The organism is Paraburkholderia ferrariae NBRC 106233, from assembly GCF_000685035.1.
Taxonomy (GTDB): Bacteria; Pseudomonadota; Gammaproteobacteria; order Burkholderiales; family Burkholderiaceae; genus Paraburkholderia; species Paraburkholderia ferrariae.
The window spans coordinates 85,143-105,278 of record NZ_BAYB01000015.1 but is presented as its reverse complement, the minus strand read 5'-3'; the positions used below and the strand labels follow the sequence as shown (position 1 = coordinate 105,278).

Sequence of the window (20,136 nt, the reverse complement as noted above, 5' to 3'; positions counted from 1 at the left end):
TCGATCACCTGAAGACGCTGTCAGAACCGCCGTGCCCATTCACGCGACCGCTGCCCGATGTCAGCCAGTCGGCCTTGAAGCCACCCCAACCGCGGACCACACAGGTTCGCAACGCGTCGGCCATCGAAATCCCCGCCTTCGTCGCCTCGGCCTTGGCATCGTCGAACGCTGTGGCGGTAGGCGCGAGCCGCTTGGCCTTGCGCACCGCAAGCCAATCCTTTGCGAGGTCTGAGGGCACTCCCAACGACTCGAGATGCGCCTGCGCATCGAAGCGCGGAGCGCGTTGTTTTTGTTTCTTTGAAGATGAAGATGAAGATGAAGATGAAGAGCCGTCACCCAAGGGGGGCTTTGGTGAAGCTTTGGTGTTATCACCTAAGGGGGGCTTTGGTGCACCCTTCGATGAGTCTCCATCCTCGTTTTGAAACCGCGACGACTCACCACGAACCGATCGCACATACTCGTCCTTGACCATTCGCGACGAGTACCAGACCGGCCCTTCCTGCTCCGCAACCAGCGCCACGGGTTCGCCGTCGCGGCGCCCGGAGCGCGGCACGTAAATGCACGCCGCGCACGCCTGGCCCTTGTCCGCACCCTTCAGGACGCCCTTGCTGACGATGGCCCTGAGCGTCGCGAGCGAAGCACCGATCGCCTGCGCGATCTCCCTGAGCGGCCAGCGCAGCACGCCGTATTCCTCCGAATCGTGCAGGAGACACATCACGTCGATCCACACGCCCTTCTCGGCGTGGGTGCAGCGCCGCAGGTTGCTGTTTGCCTGCCAGTCGCCAGGGTAGAACTGGAACGATGGGCGCGTCATGACTGCCACCCCGTCAGGATACCGGGCGGTACGCGGTCCAATTCAGCGTCACGCAAAGACTCGAGGACGTGCTGAACAGCAGCGGGCGTCATGTCGTGGAGATAGGCCCAGCAACGGCCGTCGTTCCACACGACTGCCGGCCATGTCAGGTCCTTCTGAAGCATCCATACGCCGCGCACTACCCCGAAGCCAACCGGCGCTCTGCCAGGACCGCCGAAGCGAATTTTGGTGGGTGCCGAGTTGCAATTCATCGCGCACCTCACACGGCCTCCGGTGCGCGATAGCCGGCGGGATCCGCCAGCCAGCGATGCAGCTCCCTGTTGGACCAGCCCACAGAGCGAGCGGAGCCGAGCTGAACGCGTTTCGGGAAGCGTCCCTTGAGCTCGCGCTGGCGGACCGATTCGTGGCTGAGGGGAATGAGGCGTTTCAGGTCCGCCCAGCGCGTGAAACCGTCGAGAGGAAGTGACTGGGGCTCGGATCGTGCGCCGTCTGAGGGTGGCGCATTGAGGTGATTGGTAGCCATGTTGGAACCCTTGCGGTCAGTTGAACATGGCTGCAGTTAAAAATACGGTGGTACTTCCCAAGCCTCCACCGTATTTGATTTCTAGGTTTCATGCGGGTTTGCGGACGATACAACCGCATTTAAACCGCATTTATGCACCGTATTTACCCATCTGTATCGCGAAGGTCTTCGGACTTTTCTTGCCATTCTGCAGCCCATGCCTTCACGCCCAGCTTCTTGAACACCGAATTGAGCCTGGTGAGTGCAGTGCGTCTTTCGTGCAGCGCGATGGCGATGATTACCGGGTTCCATGTGGCGGCGCCACCCCGGCCCTGTCTGCCTTTGCTTTTCTGCGCCAATCTCAGCCAATCGGGCGGGTCAGCAAGTGCGCTCCTCCATTGCTCCTCATTCCAGGCACCGAGGTCGGCAAACAACGAAGCAATCATGGGTGTCGCAATCGGCGCCGGCTCGCTAGTCCGCGGCACCACTTCGGGATCATGCGCGTCTCCAACCTCGGACTGCGCAACTTCCGGTTTTGCCACCGGTGCCGCGGGCACCACAGAGGCCTGCAATTCTGAGTTCTGCTCGGTTGCAGTGACCGGCACAGGAAAACGAAAAGTGATATCCGATTCGTTCTTTTCTAGCCATTCGTTCAGGTCGGCGGCTTTGACTTCCATGTAATAGAGGTGCACCCGTCGAGATGACGGTTTGCATTTCAGCGCGCTACCTGGATTGAATACTGCAAGCTCTTTGGAATCCCACGAATTTTTCAGTTTGTCCAGCTCGTCTTCCCATTTACCGCGCCCAGCACGGGCGATTTCCTTTGCAGCTTCACGCAATGTGTAGCGTCCAGCCTCGAGGACTTCGGGCGTAAATTCGCACTCGATCGCCTCGGCTGCTGTCTGCATGTCCTGAAAAGAGATCAGGCTTTCGGTGTCGATTCGCAGTTCGTCAGGCACCGGAATGCGGGTGCCCCGCCAGTAGTCGTCCGGGCCGTGCTTGAAGAGCGGTATTGCAGGATCTCTGTCCAATACTTCCCAGAAGAAAGTCTCGTTCGCGGGACATACTAGCGTCGGTGAAACCGTTGGGTATTGAGACGAATCATCATGGGCCAGTGCAAGCAGGTAGTCCGGCGTTCCCAGACCGTCGAAATCGAATTCATAAATGCCGGGCGGGACATCCTCAATCACTTCGGGCTCGTCACCGGTTGTTTCATCCTCCGGCTCGGCGAGGCTATGGCGCACACCCTGAAGACGGATGGACGATATGTCCCAATACACCGTGACAGGTATATCAGCCGCGTGGCGCAGTACATCGGTCACAGATACGGCTTTCCCCAAATGAGCCTCAAGCTTCGTGCGAGCGGCTTCGAGCGTCAAAAATGACTGCACCTCGTCTCCCCTATTAACGGGGTTGCGCTGATCTTCCCTGGTCTGGGAGTCCTTTGTCGTCGACATTTGCGCCCTCACGCAAAGCCCCTTATGAGGAGCCGCGCCAGCCGGGTAAGGGAGCCCGGTTTTCGCCCCGTCGAGCTAGGCGCGGATGCAGACGATTATGCTCCAGCTAAAGTCACTTCGCCGATTCTGGTCCATACCGACGCAGCAGTTCACTGCGTAAATCATAGGCCTCGTTGTACAGTGCGAAAGCAGACGACTTTATCCGTTCGAGCGCGGCCAACGTCTCCCTATCGGGGCCCGCAGTAACGCGGGTGACCGCCTCCGCCTCGTCCTTACCGTACCTTAAGAGTTCGATATCGGCCTCTGCATTGAGTCCATTTTGGCGCGCCCAATTCCTCACAGCCTCGTCCCCTTCGCAACAATGGCGGGTGTTCAGAAGACGACGATAGTGCTCCAGGTTCAGAATCCCTTTGGGCCGGCGCCCGGCTCGCACCTTATTGACGACGACGGGACGATCGAATGCTGGGTGCGTGAGAACCTTCGCCTCAGTCATCGGTGAACTCCTCGTTGCCAATGACGCTGTCCCTTTCGGCCCGACTGGCGACCGTCTCGATTTCGCTAACGAGCGTATGCGCCGAGTGGCGCGCGAGCGCGAGCAGGTTGTACATCGTGCTACCCGCAATCGGCGGTTCCGGGTTCTCCTCGCTCGCTATGTCGAGATAGACGAGGCTGGCGGCTTCGATTTCCAGCACCGCAGCTACGCCATTGGCAACGACCGCCGCGCGCTCTAGCATCCGGACCAGCGGCGCGGCGTCGAGGCGCCCTTCGTGAGCCGCCTGCATCACGGAGTCGGGAAAGTAGGTGAAATCGTCCTTGAGCAGGTTAGCCATGGCGCACCTCCCCGCGGGCAATTTCGGCAAGCCGGCGCAGGGCATCGCCCGTCACGTCGAGCGCGTCATAGACGGTCGGCGCGGTGGCGGCTGCGCGCAGTGCGGCGCGGATGATTTCAAGGGGGGATTGCAGTTGCTCGAGACGAGCGGGAACTTGGCGCATAGTGCAGCCTCCAGAGACAGGTTGGTAACCCGCTCCCGTCGCCAAACGGGGTGAGCGGGCACTGAGCAGGGTTGGCGAACCGGCGTCTCTGGATACCGGCAGACCCGAAGGTCTCCCCGCCCAGGCCCGCCCATTGAAGACGTGCGAAGGCAGACACAAATGCAAAAGCCGCGGGTCGAACGACGGCGCGGCTTCTTTGCGCCAGAGAGCATGTCAGGTCGCCAAACCCGAATCGCTGTTGTTTCAGCGACGCCGTCACGATAAGCCCGCGCGGTGGAGAACGTCAAGAGGAGCGGTTACACTCGCGCTCGCAACGCGGATCTGCCAGCCCTTCATTCCCGAACAGGTGGTGCATGGCCCAACGTCACGACGCCTCTTTCTTCGATCGGCTCATTGCCCCGATGCTCAAGCACCTGCGGCACATCGCCGGCCTGACCCGGGGCGAGCACACGGTCGACGACCTGAAAAGCGAGGCGTGGATCATCGCCGAAGAGATCAAGGCTGAGCGCGGCGCGGAAATCGAGCCTGATGACGACGAGTTGCAGGCCACAGTCGTATCCCGCCTGCACAAGCTTTTCGGGCGCTTCGTGAATCGGGCCATGCGCTTCGCCACCCGCCTCGACCACGACGAGCGCGACGACGGTGACTTCCGGGAAAATGCCGTCACCGCACGCCTCGCGGCCTCGCCCAGCTACGAACCAGAGGTTGCTTTGCAACTGGCGGAAGACGCCGCCGATGCAGCTCGCGTGATTCATGCGCAGTTTTCTGAGGCCGTCGCCTACTACCACGTGTTCGACCAGTTCGACGGCGACAGCGGCGCGCTTGCCCGATATTTCGCGATCCAGTCGGCCACGCTCGATGCGCGGCTCGCGCGCGCAGAGGCAATAGCACGCCGCCAGCCGTCCGTGTTTGACGGCGTGGCGAGTATTCCGCCGGACTTCCGGCCTCGCCGCGGTAGACGACTGCGCCGGCACGCGCCCGTTCGCTTCCGGCGTGTCTGTGGCGCCATGCGGCCGGCACAGAGGCACCTGTTCCTGCGCTACGGGGCCGTGTTCAGGTAGCGTGAAACGTCCTGAAACAGGAGGAGATCATGGCGCGTACACCGACCCCGGATCTGTCGATCAATTTCGACGAGTGGCTGCGATTGCGTCTGGCGCAACACGGCCAAGGCTCGGGCGGCCAAGCCGGCGCACAGATCGACGAGCAACGCGAACTCCGAATCGCTCGCCCCGCGGTCCAGCTCTACGCCGAGAACCATCCACGGCCGCCACACGTGACGATCAAACAGGCCGCGGAAATGCTCGGGCTGAGCCGCCACACCGTCAGCAAGATGGTCAAGATGGGCACGTTCAAGCTCAACAAATGCGGCCTCATTCCCATCACCCAAGTAGATACGGCGCTACTTCCAGTCTAGCGGCCGGCCCCAATGAGCGTGCTTGGCGCCGCCGTCCGGCGTAGGATCTGCATCTGAGAGCGGCCGTGTCGCTGGTGCACTGGGCGATTTCAACCTATCGTCCGCGCCGGTCAAGCAAGTGACCAGCACCAGTCGCTCTCACTCTCTGGAAGGCGGCAGGGAAGCCACAAGCACCATCGCGGATATGGGGCTGGCGAGGGTTGGTAGAGACGCGGCGGCCGGCGTTCCTACGCCCGGGATCTGGCGAGATGCTCTACGCACACGGTATGCACAGCCTGAACGGCGGGGCTACGGTAGTCGAGGAACCAGCCAGATTGCAGGTTGAAGAGCGACGAGAAAGGCTCGCTTTCGAATGGGATGAGAGCCCAGCACGCCTCGGCCAAGCGTTTCGAATCGGCGATGAGGTCAGCCTTGTCGAGCCAGTCAGATTGCGCGCCATTCGACCACAGCCACCCGTCGGCGGACTCGACGAGCGACGACGTGTTCAGCCATTCGCCATAACGGGCGAATGTGAACATGTGGCTCACGACCAAAAAGCAAAGCAGCTAGGCCCGGCGCTCATCGTCCAGCGGTGTCATCGCTCTGGTTCCAGCCTCGGATAGTTCGGACTCGCAGCGCATGTAGCCGTAGCGCGCGCCTATGATCATGGTAACCGCAGGAGACCACCATGACTCCCGAACTCACCTTGGCCGTTTTAAGGTCGCTCGCGAAGGACGATAGCCTTCGACCTCTTCAAGCCCTGCTTGATCTAGTGCACATGCTCGCCAGGACGCACGAGTCGATGGACAACTACGATTGGGAAGTGGTGGCGACGGCCGGCGCCCTGCTCTGGCGGACGGAAATGCGAAGTATTGAAGCGCAGGCAGAATTTGAGATGCTGATGCAGAGGCTGCGGAAATGAAAAACCCCGCGCGTGGCGGGGCTCATTTGGCGATCTGCTTCAATCGCACTGCCGGATCGATCTGTTTGGCCAGCGATGAGAAGATATTCGCAAGGTCGAGATAGTTGAGCTTCCCCTCGGCGATATCGACCATGATCTCTTCGAGCGCCTGTGTCCGCTCGACTTCGTACCCTTCGATGAAGAGGTAGGTAAGAGCTGAAACGAGTGCCGTCCGCTTATTGGCGTCGGAGAACGCGTGACCGCGTGCGATGGCCTCTGCATACAAGCCGGCGATCTCAAAAACGTCCACTAACCCATCGTAGAGAACCCGGTTCTCAATACGACCAAGGGCGCCCTCCAAGGCGCCCCTGTTCGCTTTGCCATTGAGACCAGGCTCCTGGCTGAGGATGAAGTCGTGCACGAGCACGACCATATCCACATCAAGAATCATCGTTTAGCGAGAGCTTGGATGACGGAATGATGTTGCTCATAAACACGTTTGGCGGCAGAGACGATCTGCTTACGACCATCCGCGGAGCTTGCATTGACCTTTGTTGTGGGGAGCTGTACGCCGGCCCGGGCCTTTACTTCGACTCCGTGGATGTTCCCGGTCTTACCTTTCATGACCATGGAATCTCCTTCGGGGTTAGGTTTTAGACGGTTGTCACACCGCTGTTAACGGCGATTCTACACAAAAAGTTTACTCGCAATATTCTGCGAGTTCGCTTTGACTGTCGCAAAGCGTCGCACCTCGGTCGGTTCGGCGCCGCACGCAGTCTATCTGATGGCAAGTGCTTAAAATACAAGACCTTAAAACGGGGTCACGATGCATCAGAGGCGAGCCGCGATCTGCTCAGGGGTTTCCCGATAGTAGTGTTCCTGCAACAGCCGAAGGTCCTTGTGCCCGCTGATCTTCGCTAGGGTCATCGCGTGCACGGCACAGCCTGTGGCAGCCGCGCGACGACATAGCGCCTACTACAGCAACACATTGCCGGGGGTTGTTTTGGGGGTTGTTGACTGCCAAGAAACTGGCGCACCCTTGTCACATAAGGCGCAGTGACCAGAATTCGGTTGACGCCGGCCCACCAATTTCATTCGCAAGCCCCTGATTTATAAGGGACTTGCGACAGTTGTTACCCCATCTCTCCCACGCACTCCCCCACGGAAACCGGCAATAAAAATTGCCGATCAATTTCCACTTTTCCGTCTCTTGCCTGACAATACGCTCGTCGTCGGATTTCGCATCCGGCGATGCACCGCAGGCACGGACACGGTTGGCTTCGGGCGAGCGCCTGCTGCTGTATCGCGTAGAAGTGAACATAGCGCTGCGGGCTGATAAGAAAAGGAGAGTGGACATGCACGCAGTGCTAGTTCTCAAAATCCTGAAGATCTCCGGGGTGCTACTCGTAGCAGCTTGTGAGATTGTTTTAACGTTCGTTCTTTGAGCGTTGCGCGCAGTATGGCGGGGGTTTTCTCGCGCGTCAGAATTGCTTTTGGTGCCACCTGTTGCCTGTGCTACTGTGCCTCTCATCACGACGATCGGGGAACGGGATGGACATGCAGCAGTTGACGGCGGCATTTACGTCACTGAAGGCGGCTACAGAATTCGGGCGCGCCGCGCTGGAAGTGAAAAACTTCAACGAGATAGCCCCCAAGCTGTCCGACCTGAACAGCAAGTTGCTCGACGCGCAACAGGCGCTGTTCCTGCACAACGCACAACTCTCAGAGCTTCAGGAGCAACACCGCGAAGCTACGAAAGAACTGGCCGAAGTGAAGGCCACCCTGGCCGAGCGCGGCCGGTATCTGCTCCACCCAGTCGCCCCTGGCCGCTTCGTTTACCGGGCCGAAGCGACAACCACTGAACCTGATCACTTTGTCTGCCAGCCCTGCTTTGATGGGCCCGAACTGCGCAAGGCAGTTTTGCAGAATCATCCGGCTACCGCGTACTCGGATGGCACGTGGCGGTCCCCCGTGTGCAAAGCGGCTATCAAATACGCAAACGCAACGGGCGGCCACGCCCCAACGGTCTTGCATGGTGACAGCGGCCCGAATAGCTGGATGCGGGGCTGATCGGCTACCGGTGAAGCTTCCCCGCGGATAGACTCACGGTTCTGTCGTGTTTGAACGAAGCCGATCACGTTCGAAAGCCTCCAATTCCGCGATTGGATAAACGATTTTTCGGCCCAGCTTGATATAGCGCGGGCCAAGGCCCTGCACGCGCCAGTTCGATAGCGTGTGCACTGACATATGCAAGCGCGCCGCCACTTCAACGGGCAACAGATGCGGCGCCGCCACTTCGCGCTGCGGTTCGCCAGCAACCTGTTTGAGCGCCTTAGCTTCGAACGCTTCGAGCTCGGGGGCGGGGTACAGCACTTTGCGCCCGAACTTGATGTAGCGCGGGCCGCAGCCCTCGACGCGCCAGTTGGCGAGCGTGCCGACCGACACGCGCAGCCGCTCGGCGGCTTCCTTCGGCAGTAGGTTCAGCACCTTTTCCATAGTCATCTCCCTAAAGAAAAAGCCGCGCGGGCGATGAGCCGGCGCGGCATGTTGGGCAAATGGCACCTCGTCAACGCGATCCAGCTCGCAATCGCTGCCGCATCCCTTCGATGACGTAGGCGAGCAGCAGACAGAGCCCGTTCTTCTCGATGCCGAACTTGCGCTTCGCATCGATCGCGTTGGCGAAATTACGCCACTCGTCGATGAGGACGAGTTTGTCCGCGTCCGTGGCGCCGCTCAAAAACTGACCTGTCGGGGACCGGATCCCATCCCCCACCAACGAGCGGTGCGGCAGTTTCCCGTCGAAGGTGAATAGTAAAAGTCAGCGAGCCCCGCTTCCGCGGAGTTTTTCGAGATGGCGTCATGCTGCACAATCGGGTTCGGCCAATCAAAAAACCAGAATCCATCTGATTGCCCTGCAATCCTGGGCGGTGCTGGCGTGACTTCGCAACGCGAACGCTCGCGTAACTCGGTACGCATAAAAACAACCTGCAAGAAAAGAAACTATGCAAAAGTGTGGCAACCCCCGCTGCCCGGTCTGTTATCCGAACTGGAAAGAAGAAGAGGCTGCCGCAAAAAAGCGAGCGAAAGATGACAAGCAGGACTGCATCGACTGCTGGCGCTTCTATCAGAAGCAGGCCGAAGCGATTGTCGCGGTAGATGATCCGATCGCGCGCAATCGCCGTATCAACGCCGTGTATGCGCAACTCTGGTGGGATGACCGACGTTTCCAGTGGGCCGGACTCGCCGCGTTCGCGTCAAAGCAGGTAGGTTGCGGGCTGCTTAACGCAGCCGAAATGATCGGCAAATCGACTTCGTACAGCGTTGCCAATTTGAGCAAGGTAGCGAGTGTGGGTCCGGCCGCATGGACAGCCTACGGGACACAGTCAGCGGCGGGTGCCGCGACCGCCGAAAGCGGTGCCAAGGTCTATCAGATGCTCGCCAAGGGAAATATGTCATTGTTTCTCGACGTTTGGCCGCTTCATATGTTCTACAAGCAGTTTGGACTACAGAGGTTCAAGCGCTGCCTTCCGGAGCGGGCAAATTTGCGCGGTTCGGTACTGTGGCCGATTGAATCCGCAATATCGTTTGGCAAGGTACAACCCCAGGTCATGCGCGCATTTGAGGCGATTGATAGCGGAGACCTTGAAACTGGCGTGGAGCAACTTGCATATCATGAGCAAATAAATATTCTGCAACCAGCCATGTACGACGATCCGGCATTCGCGCTGCTGATGCGCGCCAACCAGTTCGCATGGGCATTGCATATTCCGACTGGATCGGCGCGGGAGATTCAGCTTGCCTTTGCGAATCAGTGTACGGTGACGGGAGCCAACGGCAAGAACGAAAGATTCAGCAAGGAACCGCTTGCCAATCTTGCCGATCCGCAGCAACGCATGGCGTTTGTACTACGTGCCGCACAGCGATTCAATCAACTGTTGCACGATCCGCGTCAGAAGTACGACGTTGAAAGCTCCCTTTATCTCATTGCGCGCCAGAGCCAGAGGTAAGCATGATGTGGCAAAAAACGCGGTGGCTCAGGTATCTCGCTTGCGCCGCGATTGGCTGCACTGCCGTATGGGCACTAATCGCGATGGCAAAGCCCGTTGATGAGGTCGTCCTTACGCTTGGCGAGCCTTATGAGCAGGTACGCGCACAATCCCATTCAACACTCCCGCCGCTTGAGGTCGGCGCGGCTTGGGGGGGCGTGGTAACTAGACCGGCACGGTTCCAGTTCACTGATCCCGAACACGGTTTTATCACGCCTGCCGCGAAGTTCCTGACAGTCGGATATGACAAGCACGGCAATGTGTGGTCTGTCACGCTTTCGCCGCAAGTCGAGACATTGCCACTCAAAGAGGCTTTGGCGGCCATACTTGACCTTCAGGACCAGTTACGGCGGCACGGCTGGCATCCCATACGCGCCGATGAGTTCCCACCTGTCAGCAATACGCCCGCGATGGTCGAAAGCATCCGGCGCGGTGACGATCCACAATCCTTCTGGCAAGTCGCGGGCAAATATCAGGTCTTTCTTGACATTCGCCGGTTCACTCACGAAAACCGGCCAGAAGACGAGCGCTATCTGATTACGTTACAACTGAGCGGCCCGCCACTGATGGAAGACCATCTCGACGTCAATTGACCGGATGCGCTGTTGGAATTGCCCGCCAGCATTGGATGTCGAGCCGCAATACTGCATTCACGCCAGGCAAGAACAGACCTGCACCGCCCACGCTTCCATCATCAGGCGGCGCCGTTCCAGAAGGTCGGTCCGGTGACAGGCCGCTTCAACCTTGTTCGCGACGATATGCGCGAGCGCCCGTTCGGCCAGGTCGCGGGCGTAGCCGCTTTCGCTGGCCCAATCTCTGAACGAGCCTCTAAAGCCGTGCGCGATCGCCACGCGCCCTGGCGGGCCGCTCTTCGCTTTCACACGGCGCAGTAACGCCGTCAGCCGGTAGTCTGGGGCTATGCTTTTGGTGGCATCGATCCATACCACCACGGTCGATACCGACATGCCGCTCGCCGGGATCCCAATCCGGAACGTCCCGTATAACCCCGAACGGCGCTGGCAACCCGCCGGTCTGACGGCGGGCGTACGTACCTCGGTGATTTCCCGCTTTTAACGCGAGGCAGCAGGTTCAGTTGCCCGAATTCCGGACACACTGGCGTTGAACCGGACATGACGGAAGCCATGGGCGGCACGGTCGAAATCGATGAATATCGATAGAGCGTCGCTCGAATGCACAAGCCGATCCATGATGCGAGCGGAAAGGCGGGGCGCTACCCACCACATTTCTACCTGACAAACAAAAACTCGCGACAACCCTCTCGGGTCTCGCGAGTCTTCCTTCCCCCCACCCCACCCAGCCCCCCCCACAGGCCAGCCGCAACGCGCACCTCCAGCCTCAGTTACCCTGCGGGCACTGCAGATTGCAGCCGTTCGGGTCGCCGAGGTCGCCCTTCTTGCGCGCCTGCGAAGGCGCGCCGTGCTGGTATTTGTTCGACGGCGCCGAAGCCGCGAATTGCAACTGAGGATGCTCCTGAAGACGGAACTCGTCGGTCAGAATGCCGTCCGGTACGCCCGGAGAATTCTGCGCGAAGGCAATCGAGACGGTGGCAAAAAGTGCTCCCGCGGTCGCGGCAGCAGCACAAACATTAAGCAAGAATTTCATGGTCGATCGGCGCCTGAGCGCGCATCTAAAACAAAAAAGCCAATACCTGCCCGAAAGTATCACAGAAAGCATCGCCTGCTGCAGTGAGCGCTGATTGCATCGCGTTACAGCGCCGGCGCGAGTCCGGCCCAGCCGTCGTCGAGCGCGACGACCGTGCCGCAGTCGGCGGGGTCGTAGCCTTCGAGGTGCGCGACATCCTGGCGAAACGGCGCGCCGCGCAGCAGCGCCAGCACGGCGGAAAGCGGCTCCCGCTCCAGTTGCGCGCGATCGCACGCGAAATAGTAGTCCTCGTCGGCGACCGGGATGAAATCGAGACCGAAGTGATGCGCCGCCGGCTCGACGCCGAAGCCTACGTCGGCCATGCCGCTCGCGACGAAGGCCGCGATCGCCGAGTGCGTCAGCTCCGAGGACGCGTACCCGTTCACCCGCCCCGGATCCACGCCGATGCGCGTGAGCAGCAGATCGATCAGCATGCGCGTGCCCGAGCCCGGCTGACGGTTCACGAAGCGGATGTCGCCGCGCGCGAGATCGGCGAGCCCCGCAATGTGCTTCGGGTTGCCGCGGCCCACGAAGAGCCCTTGCTTGCGCCGCGTGAGGTGCACGAAAACATGGCGCTGCGGATCGAGCCAGTTGCGGTATGCGTCGGCGCAGGCCGTGCGAAAGTCGCCGCGCGGCAAGTGGAAGCCGGCCAGATCGCATTCGCCGCGCGCGAGCGCCGTGATGGCATCGACGCTATCGCGGTACTTGATTTCCACCGGCACCTGCTGCGCGACGAGCGCCGTTACCAGCGAGGCCACCGCGTAGCCGTGCGACGCATGAATGCGCAGCTCCGGCGCATGCGGCACGAGCCAGCGGTTGAGGTCGCTGGCGACTTCGCTCGCGAGCGCCTGCAGGTTGCCTTGCAGGCGCTCGCCGCACAGCCGCTGCGAGCGCAGCACCGCCTCCCCGAGTTCCGAGAGCACCGAGCCGCGGCCTCGCGCCTTCGCGATCAGCGCACCGCCCAGGCGCTCCTCGACTTCGCGCAACAGGCCCCAGGCATGCCGATAGGACAAACCCTTACGCTGCGCGGCCTGCGCGATGCTGCCTTCCTCCGCCACCAGGGCGAGCAGCGGCACAACGTCCGTCAGGCTTGCCTCGCGGCCCTCCGCATCGCGCACCACGAGCTGCGCCTGGCACTCCACCTTGATCATTATGAAATCGCCTTTCCTATTGCGAAAGCCAATACACCGGCCTATTGTTCGTTCAAACAACGAGACAACGGCAGCATAGATGCACACTTTATGAAATACAAGTGCATATTTGCCCCGAAAGACACCCCACTATGAACAAAACCTTGCACCCCGCGCCGGACGACCTCGTGCACCGGCATGCACAACCCGGCCGCACGCTGCTCGCGGTCCTGCACGCCATCCAGGACGAAACCGGCTTCGTGCCTCCCGACGCGGTCATACCGCTGGCGAAGGCGCTGAACCTCTCGCGCGCCGAGGTGCATGGCGTCATCAGCTACTACCACCACTTCCGCACCTCGCCGCCCGCCGCCGTCACCGTGCAGCTCTGCCGCGCCGAGGCCTGCCGCAGCATGGGCAGCGAAGCGCTCGCCGGCCATATCGAGGCACATACGGGCTGCCGCTTCGCACAAGCGCACGCGCACGGCGACGAAACCGGCCACGCACACGGCACGGAAGGCACGCAAGGCACGGCACTCGCGCTGGAATCGCTGTACTGCCTCGGCCAGTGCGCGCTCTCCCCCGCGATGACGATCAACGGCACCTTGCACGCGAAGGTGACGCCGCAAAAGTTCGACGCGCTCCTCGATGCGGCCGTGACCGCTGCCGGCAAAACGAAGGAGGCCGCATGATCCGCGTCTACGTTCCCCGCGACTCCTCGGCACTCGCGCTCGGCGCGGATGCAATCGCCCTCGCCATCGCACACGAAGCCGCAGCACGCGGCCTCGCCGTCGAAATCGTGCGCAACGGTTCGCGCGGCCTGCTCTACCTCGAACCGCTGATCGAAGTGGAAACGGCCGATGGCCGCGTCGGGTACGCGAACGTCGAAGCCGAGGAGATCGGCGCACTGTTCGATGCCGGTTTCCTTCAAGGCGCGCCGCATGCGCGCGGCGTCGGGCTCGTCGAACAGATTCCGTACCTGCGCCGCCAGCAGCGCCTCACGTTCGCCCGCATCGGCATTACCGATCCGCTCTCGACCGACGATTACCTCGCGCACGGCGGCCTCGCCGGCCTGCGCAGCGCGCTCGCCATGACGGGCGCCGCCGCCTGCGAGGCGCTGGTGGAATCGGGACTGCGCGGGCGCGGCGGCGCAGCGTTTCCGGCCGGCATCAAATGGCGCACGGTGGCCGGCGCGCAGGCCGACCAGAAGTACATCGTCTGCAATGCCGACGAAGGCGATTCGGGCACGTTCTCCGATCGCCTCGTCATGGAAAGCGATCCGTACATGCTGATCGAAGGGATGACCATCGCCGGCATCACTGTGGGTGCCACGGTAGGGCATATCTACGTGCGCAGCGAGTATCCGCATGCCATCGCCGCACTCGAAGAAGCGATCCGCCGTGCACGCGCGGCGGGCTGGCTCGGCGACGACGTGCTCGGCAGCGGCCGGCGTTTCGATCTGTTCGTCGCCAAAGGCGCGGGCGCCTATGTGTGCGGCGAGGAAACGGCGCTGCTCGAATCGCTCGAAGGCAAGCGCGGCATCGTGCGCGCCAAGCCGCCGTTGCCCGCGCTCGCCGGCCTCTACGGCAAGCCCACGGTCATCAACAACGTCATCACGCTCGCCACGGTGCCGGTGATCTTTGCGAAGGGCGCCGCGTTCTACAAGGACTTCGGCATGGGCCGCTCGCGCGGCACGCTGCCGTTCCAGCTCGCGGGCAACATTGCGCGCGGCGGGCTCGTCGAACTGGCGTTCGGCGTGACGCTGCGCGAGCTGATGTACGACTACGGCGGCGGCACCGCAAGCGGGCGGCCGGCGCGCGCCGTGCAGGTGGGCGGCCCGCTCGGCACCTATCTGCCCGAGAGCCAGTGGGACATTCCCATGGACTACGAAGCGTATGCGGCCGTAGGTGCGGTGGTGGGCCACGGCGGCCTCGTCGTGCACGACGACACGTCCGATCTCGCCGGGCTCGCCCAGTACGCCATGGAGTTCTGCACGCTCGAATCGTGCGGCAAGTGCACGCCGTGCCGCATCGGCTCGACGCGCGGCGTCGAGGTGATCGCGAAGATCCGCCAGGGCGACACGTCGGAAAAGCAGGTCACGCTGCTGCGCGATCTGTGCGACACGATGGTATCCGGCTCGCTTTGCGCGATGGGCGGCATGACGCCCTACCCGGTGCTCTCCGCGCTCAATCATTTCCCAGAAGATTTCGGTCTTGAACCTGTCGCCGCGGGCCGTCCCGCTGCCACCGCCTGAACAAGGAACCAGCATGTCCGATGCGCTTATGTCCAACGCCGGTGGCTGCGGCTCCGGCAACTGCAGTTGCAAGTCCCAGGCCATGAAACAACGCTCGCCCTTCGACGACACCGACTACGGCACGCCGCTGCGCCACGCCGACGTCGACGTCACGCTCGAAATCGACGGCGAGGCCGTGACCGTGCCCGCCGGCACCTCCGTCATGCGCGCCGCGATCGAAGCCGGCGTGCACGTGCCGAAGCTCTGCGCCACCGACTCGCTCGAACCGTTCGGCTCGTGCCGGCTGTGTCTCGTCGAAATCGAAGGCCGCCGCGGCTATCCGGCCTCGTGCACGACGCCCGTCGAAGCCGGCATGAAGGTGCGCACGCAAACCGACCGCCTGCAGCATCTGCGCCGCAACGTGATGGAGCTCTACATCTCCGATCACCCGCTCGACTGCCTCACCTGCCCCGCCAACGGCGACTGCGAACTGCAGGACATGGCCGGCGTGACCGGCCTGCGCGAAGTGCGCTACGGCTTCGACGGCGCCAGTCACCTCGACAACAAGAAAGACGAGTCGAACCCGTACTTCACCTACGATCCCTCGAAGTGCATTGTCTGCAATCGCTGCGTGCGCGCCTGCGAAGAAACGCAGGGCACGTTCGCGCTGACGATCGCGGGACGCGGATTCGAGTCGCGCGTGGCGGCGGGCATGAACGAGCCGTTCATGGAATCGGAGTGCGTCTCGTGCGGCGCGTGCGTGGCCGCGTGTCCCACCGCGACGCTGCAGGAAAAGAGCGTGGTCATGCTCGGCCAGGCGGAGCACTCGGTCGTCACCACCTGCGCCTATTGCGGCGTGGGCTGCTCGTTCAAGGCCGAAATGAAGGGCAGCCAGGTCGTGCGCATGGTGCCACACCGCAACGGCCAGGCCAACGAGGGCCATGCCTGCGTGAAAGGCCGCTTCGCCTGGGGCTACGCCACGCACAAGGACCGCATCAGGAAGCCGATGATCCGCGCGAAGATCACCGATCCGTGGCGCGAAGTCAGCTGGGACGAAGCGATCCAGTACGCCGCGAGCGAGTTCCGCCGCATCCAGGACAAGTATGGCCGCGACTCGATCGGCGGCATCACCTCGTCGCGCTGCACGAACGAGGAAACCTATCTCGTGCAGAAGCTCGTGCGCGCGGCGTTCGGCAACAACAACGTCGATACCTGCGCACGCGTGTGCCACTCGCCCACGGGCTACGGCCTGAAGACCACGCTCGGCGAATCGGCGGGTACGCAGACCTTCGCGTCGGTCGATCACGCCGACGTCATCATGGTGATCGGCGCCAATCCCACCGACGGCCATCCGGTGTTCGGCTCGCGCCTGAAGCGCCGCGTGCGCCAGGGCGCGAAGCTGATCGTGGTCGATCCGCGCCGCATCGATATCGTCGATACGCCTCACGTGCAGGCCGAGCATCACCTGCAACTGCGCCCCGGCACGAACGTCGCCGTCGTCAATGCGCTCGCGCACGTGATCGTCGCCGAAGGGCTCGTCAACGAGGCGTTCGTGGCCGAGCGCTGCGAAACGCGCGCCTTCGAGCAATGGCGCGATTTCGTCGCGCTGCCGGAGAACTCGCCCGAAGCGAGCGAAGCGGTCACCGGCGTGCCCGCGCAGTGGGTGCGCGAAGCCGCGCGGCTTTACGCCACCGGCGGCAACGCCGCGATCTACTACGGCCTGGGCGTCACGGAACACGCGCAGGGCTCGACGATGGTGATGGGCATCGCCAACCTCGCGATGGCGACCGGCAACGTCGGCCGCGAAGGCGTGGGCGTGAATCCGCTGCGCGGCCAGAACAACGTGCAGGGCTCGTGCGACATGGGCTCGTTCCCGCACGAATTGCCCGGCTATCGGCACGTGAGCGACGCCACGACGCGCAGCCTCTTCGAAGACGCCTGGAACGTCGCACTGCAATCCGAACCCGGCCTGCGCATCCCGAACATGTTCGAAGCGGCGCTGGACGGCAGCTTCATGGGCCTTTACTGCCAGGGCGAAGACATCGTCCAGTCCGACCCGAACACCCAGCACGTCGCGGCCGCGCTTTCGGCGATGGAATGCATCGTCGTGCAGGACATCTTCCTGAACGAAACGGCGAAGTACGCGCACGTGCTGCTGCCGGGTTCGTCGTTCCTCGAAAAGGACGGCACCTTCACCAACGCGGAGCGCCGCATCTCGCGCGTGCGCAAGGTGATGCCGCCGGCGGCGGGCTACGCGGACTGGGAAGTCACGATCCTGCTGGCCCGCGCGCTCGGCTACGAGATGCGCTATACGCATCCGTCACAGATCATGGACGAGATCGCGCGCCTCACCCCCACCTTCCACGGTGTCTCCTACGCGCGCCTCGACGAGCTGGGCAGCATCCAGTGGCCGTGCAACGAGACCGCGCCGGAAGGCACGCCGATCATGCACGTGGACGCCTTCGTGCGCGGCAAGGGCAAGTTCGTGATCACGAAGTTCATCGCCACGCCCGAGAAGGTCACGCGACGCTACCCGCTGCTGCTCACGACGGGGCGCATCCTCTCGCAGTACAACGTGGGCGCGCAGACGCGCCGCACCGAGAACTCGCGCTGGCACGAGGAGGACCGCCTCGAGATTCATCCCGTCGATGCCGAAGACCGCGGCATTCGCGACGGCGACTGGGTGGGCATCGAATCGCGCGCCGGGCAGACGGTGCTGCGCGCGAAGGTCAGCACGCGCATGCAGCCGGGCGTGGTGTACACGACCTTCCACTTCCCGGAGTCGGGGGCGAACGTGATCACCACCGAGTCCTCCGACTGGGCGACCAACTGCCCCGAGTACAAGGTGACGGCGGTGCAGGTGAGCCACGTGCAACAGCCTTCGGAGTGGCAGCGCGAGTACTCGCGCTTCAACACCGAACAGCTCGACCTGCACCAGAAACGCGCCGAGGCAAACGTGACGGGCATGACAAGCGTGACGGGCGGGGGGAAATGACGCCATGAAAGCCGACCATCTGATCGAAATGGCCAACCAGATCGGCCTGTTCTTCGATTCGCTGCCCGACCGCGAGGAAGCGCTCACGGGCATCGCCGATCACATCCGGCGCTTCTGGGAGCCGCGCATGCGGCGCGTGCTGCTGGCGGAACTCGATGGCGATGCGGCGCAGGCCGGCTTTTCGGAGATCGTGTACGCCGCGCTGACGAAGCATCGCGAGTCGCTCACGCCCGCAGCGGTGGCCTGAGCCGCACGGGGCATGGAACACGGGACACGCTGCCTGGCACGTCAGGCGGTGTTCCCCTGAGCCGTGCCGTTCGGCACGAACCACGCCTCGCAATGGCGCAGCAGCGCGTTCAGATCGGACGACGGCCGGCCGCGCGCGCAGAGATAGCCGTCCGGCCGCACGAGATAAAACGCGGGCCGCGTGCGCCCATACGATTCGGCCAGCGGCGGCGCCCCCTCGCCCTCGGGCGTCGTGTCGCCATCCGGGGCGTCGGTGAGCCGCCAGACGCGCAGCGCCTGCGGCAGCAACCGTTCGAGCGCATCGACGAGACGCTGGAGGGCGGCGTCGCCGTTCTCCCCCGCGTGCTTGCCGTCCTCATCGACCAGCAAAAGCAGCGAGAAGCTCGCCGGATCGAGCAGATCGAAAATCCGCCCCTTGCCGGGCGCCTTGCCGAGCGGCCCGTCCAGCACGCGCACCAGCGCGTCCGGTGCGCGCTCCCCCGCGCGCGGGCCACCGTCCAGCAAGCGTTCGAGCGTGAGCGGGCTGCGCCGGTACTGGATCGACAGTTCGCTGATCGCCTGGCGCGCGGCGTCGCGCAACGGCCCGAGGGCGGCCAGCGTCGGCATCACCCGTTCGCGCAGCAGCTTCATCGGACCGTGATCGGCCTCGGCCAGTTGGGTCATGAAACTCGTCTGCTGCAACACGAGCCGCTCGATCGGATGGCGCTCCGCGTGGTAGGTGTCGAGCAGGCGCTCGGGCGCGCCGCCCGTGAGGACGCGCGCGAGCTTCCAGCCCAGATTGAACGCCTCCTGAATGCCGGTGTTCATGCCCTGCGCGCCCGCGGGGCTATGCACGTGCGCGGCGTCGCCCGCGAAGAAAATGCGCTCCATGCGCAGTTGCCGCACCATCCGGCTGTTCACGCCGAAATAGGAAGACCAGCCCATCTGCGCGAGCGAAACCGGGTGATGCACACGCTGCGCGACAATCGCGCGGCATTCCTCGAACGTCGGCACCGGCACCGCGCCCTCCGGCGCCGCGGGCAGCATGGCCTTGTGGTCGGCGATCAGGCGCCAGCGCCCCTCGCCGAACGGGAACAGCGCGGCAAGGCCGTCGGCCGAGGCAAACATGTGGAACTCGTCTTCGGGCCAGGGCGTGGAGGCCGCCACGTCGGCAAGCAGGAAGGACTGCGCGAGCGTCTCGCCGTCGAACTTCATCGCGAGCTTGTGGCGCACGGTGCTGTGCGCGCCGTCGGCCGCGATCAGATACACGCTGCGAATGGACTCGACGCGGCCGCTCGCGCCGCGCACCTCGGCACTTACGCCCGCCGCCCCCTGGGTGAGCTCCAGCAGCTCGCAGCCGCGCTCGATCTCGACACCCAGCGTCGCGAGATGCTCCGTGAGGATGCGTTCGGTCACGGTCTGATCGAGAAAGAGCAGATAGGGATAGCGCGTGAGGAGCGGATCGAAATCGAGCCGCGCGCGGCGCTGCCCGTTCGAATAGAGATTCGCGACGTGAGCGCGATGGCCGAGTTCGAGAAACGGCTCGACGATGCGATGCTGCTCGAAGAGTTCGAGCGTGCGCGCCTGAATGCCGATGGCGCGCGAATGGCGCCCGGGCTCGTGCGCGCGATCGATCAAACGAACCGGAATGCGCGCGCGGGCAAGCGACAGCGCCGCGGCGAGCCCGGTCGGTCCCGCGCCGACAATGAGCACGGGCGGCGAGGAAGATGCCACGGTCATGCAGACCTCCATGCAGCCGACATGACCCGTAGTGTACGCCCGCCATCG

25 protein-coding genes and 1 pseudogene are annotated in these 20,136 nt (G+C 63.0%); 10 read left to right on the top strand and 16 right to left on the bottom strand.

The features are described 5' to 3' along the window. Positions 1–4: 4 nt before the first annotated feature. From BFE01S_RS18560 to BFE01S_RS45075, 6 genes are all read right to left on the bottom strand, one after another. A complete protein-coding gene (locus BFE01S_RS18560) occupies positions 5–814 on the bottom strand; it encodes a hypothetical protein (protein ID WP_028226783.1) in 810 nt (269 codons plus the stop codon). A 259-nt stretch (positions 815–1,073) separates the two neighbouring features. Next, positions 1,074–1,337: a helix-turn-helix transcriptional regulator gene (locus BFE01S_RS43205; RefSeq protein WP_084170036.1), complete on the bottom strand. Its 264-nt coding sequence runs from the start codon at positions 1,335–1,337 to the stop codon at positions 1,074–1,076. 143 nt (positions 1,338–1,480) lie between these two features. Next, positions 1,481–2,773: a hypothetical protein gene (locus BFE01S_RS18550; protein ID WP_156967071.1), complete on the bottom strand. Its 1,293-nt coding sequence runs from the start codon at positions 2,771–2,773 to the stop codon at positions 1,481–1,483. Positions 2,774–2,885: 112 nt separating this feature from the next. Then, positions 2,886–3,266, bottom strand: coding sequence for a hypothetical protein (locus BFE01S_RS18540; protein ID WP_028226780.1), 381 nt, complete (start codon positions 3,264–3,266; stop codon positions 2,886–2,888). Then, on the bottom strand, positions 3,259–3,603 hold the full coding sequence (locus BFE01S_RS18535; protein ID WP_028226779.1) for a hypothetical protein: 345 nt from the start codon (positions 3,601–3,603) through the stop codon (positions 3,259–3,261). Before BFE01S_RS18535 ends, BFE01S_RS18540 begins: the two co-directional genes overlap by 8 nt. Next, complete coding sequence (locus BFE01S_RS45075; RefSeq protein WP_169742645.1) at positions 3,596–3,766, bottom strand: hypothetical protein; 171 nt, start codon at positions 3,764–3,766, stop codon at positions 3,596–3,598. The genes BFE01S_RS18535 and BFE01S_RS45075 overlap by 8 nt, the downstream gene beginning before the upstream one ends. 353 nt (positions 3,767–4,119) lie before the next feature. Between BFE01S_RS45075 and BFE01S_RS39260 the strand changes: the two genes are divergently transcribed. Together BFE01S_RS39260 and BFE01S_RS18520 are read left to right on the top strand one after the other, a co-directional pair. Beyond that, positions 4,120–4,827, top strand: a complete 708-nt coding sequence (locus BFE01S_RS39260) for a hypothetical protein (RefSeq protein ID WP_042337926.1) — start codon at positions 4,120–4,122, stop codon at positions 4,825–4,827. Between the two features lie 29 nt (positions 4,828–4,856). Further along, positions 4,857–5,180, top strand: coding sequence for a helix-turn-helix transcriptional regulator (locus BFE01S_RS18520; protein WP_156967070.1), 324 nt, complete (start codon positions 4,857–4,859; stop codon positions 5,178–5,180). 227 nt (positions 5,181–5,407) lie between these two features. On the opposite strand, the gene BFE01S_RS39255 is transcribed toward BFE01S_RS18520, so the two are convergent. Then, positions 5,408–5,698, bottom strand: a complete 291-nt coding sequence (locus tag BFE01S_RS39255) for a hypothetical protein (RefSeq protein WP_042337925.1) — start codon at positions 5,696–5,698, stop codon at positions 5,408–5,410. Between the two features lie 149 nt (positions 5,699–5,847). Between BFE01S_RS39255 and BFE01S_RS18510 the strand changes: the two genes are divergently transcribed. Continuing rightward, the gene (locus BFE01S_RS18510; protein ID WP_028226777.1) at positions 5,848–6,081 is read left to right on the top strand and encodes a hypothetical protein; all 234 of its coding nucleotides are present in this window, start codon (positions 5,848–5,850) and stop codon (positions 6,079–6,081) included. Positions 6,082–6,103: 22 nt separating this feature from the next. On the opposite strand, the gene BFE01S_RS39250 is transcribed toward BFE01S_RS18510, so the two are convergent. The 3 genes and pseudogenes from BFE01S_RS39250 to BFE01S_RS46575 form a co-directional block, all read right to left on the bottom strand. Then, complete coding sequence (locus BFE01S_RS39250; RefSeq protein WP_245621138.1) at positions 6,104–6,511, bottom strand: type II toxin-antitoxin system death-on-curing family toxin; 408 nt, start codon at positions 6,509–6,511, stop codon at positions 6,104–6,106. After that, positions 6,508–6,684, bottom strand: coding sequence for a hypothetical protein (locus BFE01S_RS44405; protein ID WP_156967069.1), 177 nt, complete (start codon positions 6,682–6,684; stop codon positions 6,508–6,510). Before BFE01S_RS44405 ends, BFE01S_RS39250 begins: the two co-directional genes overlap by 4 nt. Before the next feature lie 207 nt (positions 6,685–6,891). Further along, a pseudogene (locus BFE01S_RS46575) lies at positions 6,892–6,996 on the bottom strand (tyrosine-type recombinase/integrase); the annotation flags it as partial. 615 nt (positions 6,997–7,611) lie between these two features. On the opposite strand from BFE01S_RS46575, the gene BFE01S_RS18485 reads away from it, so the two are divergent. Beyond that, positions 7,612–8,130, top strand: coding sequence for a hypothetical protein (locus BFE01S_RS18485; RefSeq protein WP_028226776.1), 519 nt, complete (start codon positions 7,612–7,614; stop codon positions 8,128–8,130). A 33-nt stretch (positions 8,131–8,163) separates the two neighbouring features. Here BFE01S_RS18485 and BFE01S_RS45880 read toward each other — a convergent pair whose 3' ends face one another. Then, positions 8,164–8,556, bottom strand: a complete 393-nt coding sequence (locus BFE01S_RS45880; protein ID WP_245621137.1) for a helix-turn-helix transcriptional regulator — start codon at positions 8,554–8,556, stop codon at positions 8,164–8,166. A gap of 70 nt (positions 8,557–8,626) precedes the next feature. Next, positions 8,627–8,797 carry a hypothetical protein gene (locus BFE01S_RS44400; RefSeq protein ID WP_156967068.1) on the bottom strand — a complete coding sequence of 57 codons (171 nt, stop codon included), beginning with the start codon at positions 8,795–8,797 and terminating at the stop codon, positions 8,627–8,629. A 265-nt stretch (positions 8,798–9,062) separates the two neighbouring features. Between BFE01S_RS44400 and BFE01S_RS18470 the strand changes: the two genes are divergently transcribed. Both BFE01S_RS18470 and BFE01S_RS18465 read left to right on the top strand, forming a co-directional pair. After that, positions 9,063–10,067 carry a DUF2515 family protein gene (locus tag BFE01S_RS18470; protein ID WP_028226775.1) on the top strand — a complete coding sequence of 335 codons (1,005 nt, stop codon included), beginning with the start codon at positions 9,063–9,065 and terminating at the stop codon, positions 10,065–10,067. Positions 10,068–10,150: 83 nt separating this feature from the next. Further along, the gene (locus tag BFE01S_RS18465) at positions 10,151–10,699 is read left to right on the top strand and encodes a flagellar biosynthesis sigma factor (RefSeq protein WP_156967067.1); all 549 of its coding nucleotides are present in this window, start codon (positions 10,151–10,153) and stop codon (positions 10,697–10,699) included. A gap of 57 nt (positions 10,700–10,756) precedes the next feature. Here the strand turns inward: BFE01S_RS18465 and BFE01S_RS18460 are convergent, their stop codons facing one another. From BFE01S_RS18460 to BFE01S_RS18450, 3 genes are all read right to left on the bottom strand, one after another. Beyond that, positions 10,757–11,071 carry a hypothetical protein gene (locus tag BFE01S_RS18460; RefSeq protein ID WP_028226773.1) on the bottom strand — a complete coding sequence of 105 codons (315 nt, stop codon included), beginning with the start codon at positions 11,069–11,071 and terminating at the stop codon, positions 10,757–10,759. 391 nt (positions 11,072–11,462) lie between these two features. Beyond that, complete coding sequence (locus BFE01S_RS18455) at positions 11,463–11,729, bottom strand: hypothetical protein (RefSeq protein WP_028226772.1); 267 nt, start codon at positions 11,727–11,729, stop codon at positions 11,463–11,465. Between the two features lie 104 nt (positions 11,730–11,833). Further along, entirely contained in the window at positions 11,834–12,919 is a 1,086-nt protein-coding gene (locus BFE01S_RS18450; protein WP_028226771.1) for a substrate-binding domain-containing protein, read from the bottom strand. A 131-nt stretch (positions 12,920–13,050) separates the two neighbouring features. Between BFE01S_RS18450 and BFE01S_RS18445 the strand changes: the two genes are divergently transcribed. From BFE01S_RS18445 to BFE01S_RS18430, 4 genes are read left to right on the top strand one after another with little or no spacing between them, the layout of a single operon-like run. After that, positions 13,051–13,587 (top strand): NAD(P)H-dependent oxidoreductase subunit E, encoded by a 537-nt coding sequence (locus BFE01S_RS18445; protein ID WP_028226770.1) that lies wholly within the window; start codon positions 13,051–13,053, stop codon positions 13,585–13,587. Next, positions 13,584–15,149 (top strand): formate dehydrogenase beta subunit, encoded by a 1,566-nt coding sequence (locus BFE01S_RS18440; protein WP_028226769.1) that lies wholly within the window; start codon positions 13,584–13,586, stop codon positions 15,147–15,149. The genes BFE01S_RS18445 and BFE01S_RS18440 overlap by 4 nt, the downstream gene beginning before the upstream one ends. A 13-nt stretch (positions 15,150–15,162) precedes the next feature. Next, positions 15,163–18,123, top strand: a complete 2,961-nt coding sequence (gene fdhF / locus BFE01S_RS18435; RefSeq protein WP_028226768.1) for a formate dehydrogenase subunit alpha — start codon at positions 15,163–15,165, stop codon at positions 18,121–18,123. Between the two features lie 4 nt (positions 18,124–18,127). Then, entirely contained in the window at positions 18,128–18,370 is a 243-nt protein-coding gene (locus BFE01S_RS18430; RefSeq protein WP_028226767.1) for a formate dehydrogenase subunit delta, read from the top strand. 41 nt (positions 18,371–18,411) lie between these two features. Here BFE01S_RS18430 and BFE01S_RS18425 read toward each other — a convergent pair whose 3' ends face one another. Then, positions 18,412–20,088, bottom strand: coding sequence for an FAD-dependent monooxygenase (locus BFE01S_RS18425; protein ID WP_028226766.1), 1,677 nt, complete (start codon positions 20,086–20,088; stop codon positions 18,412–18,414). Positions 20,089–20,136: the final 48 nt, after the last annotated feature.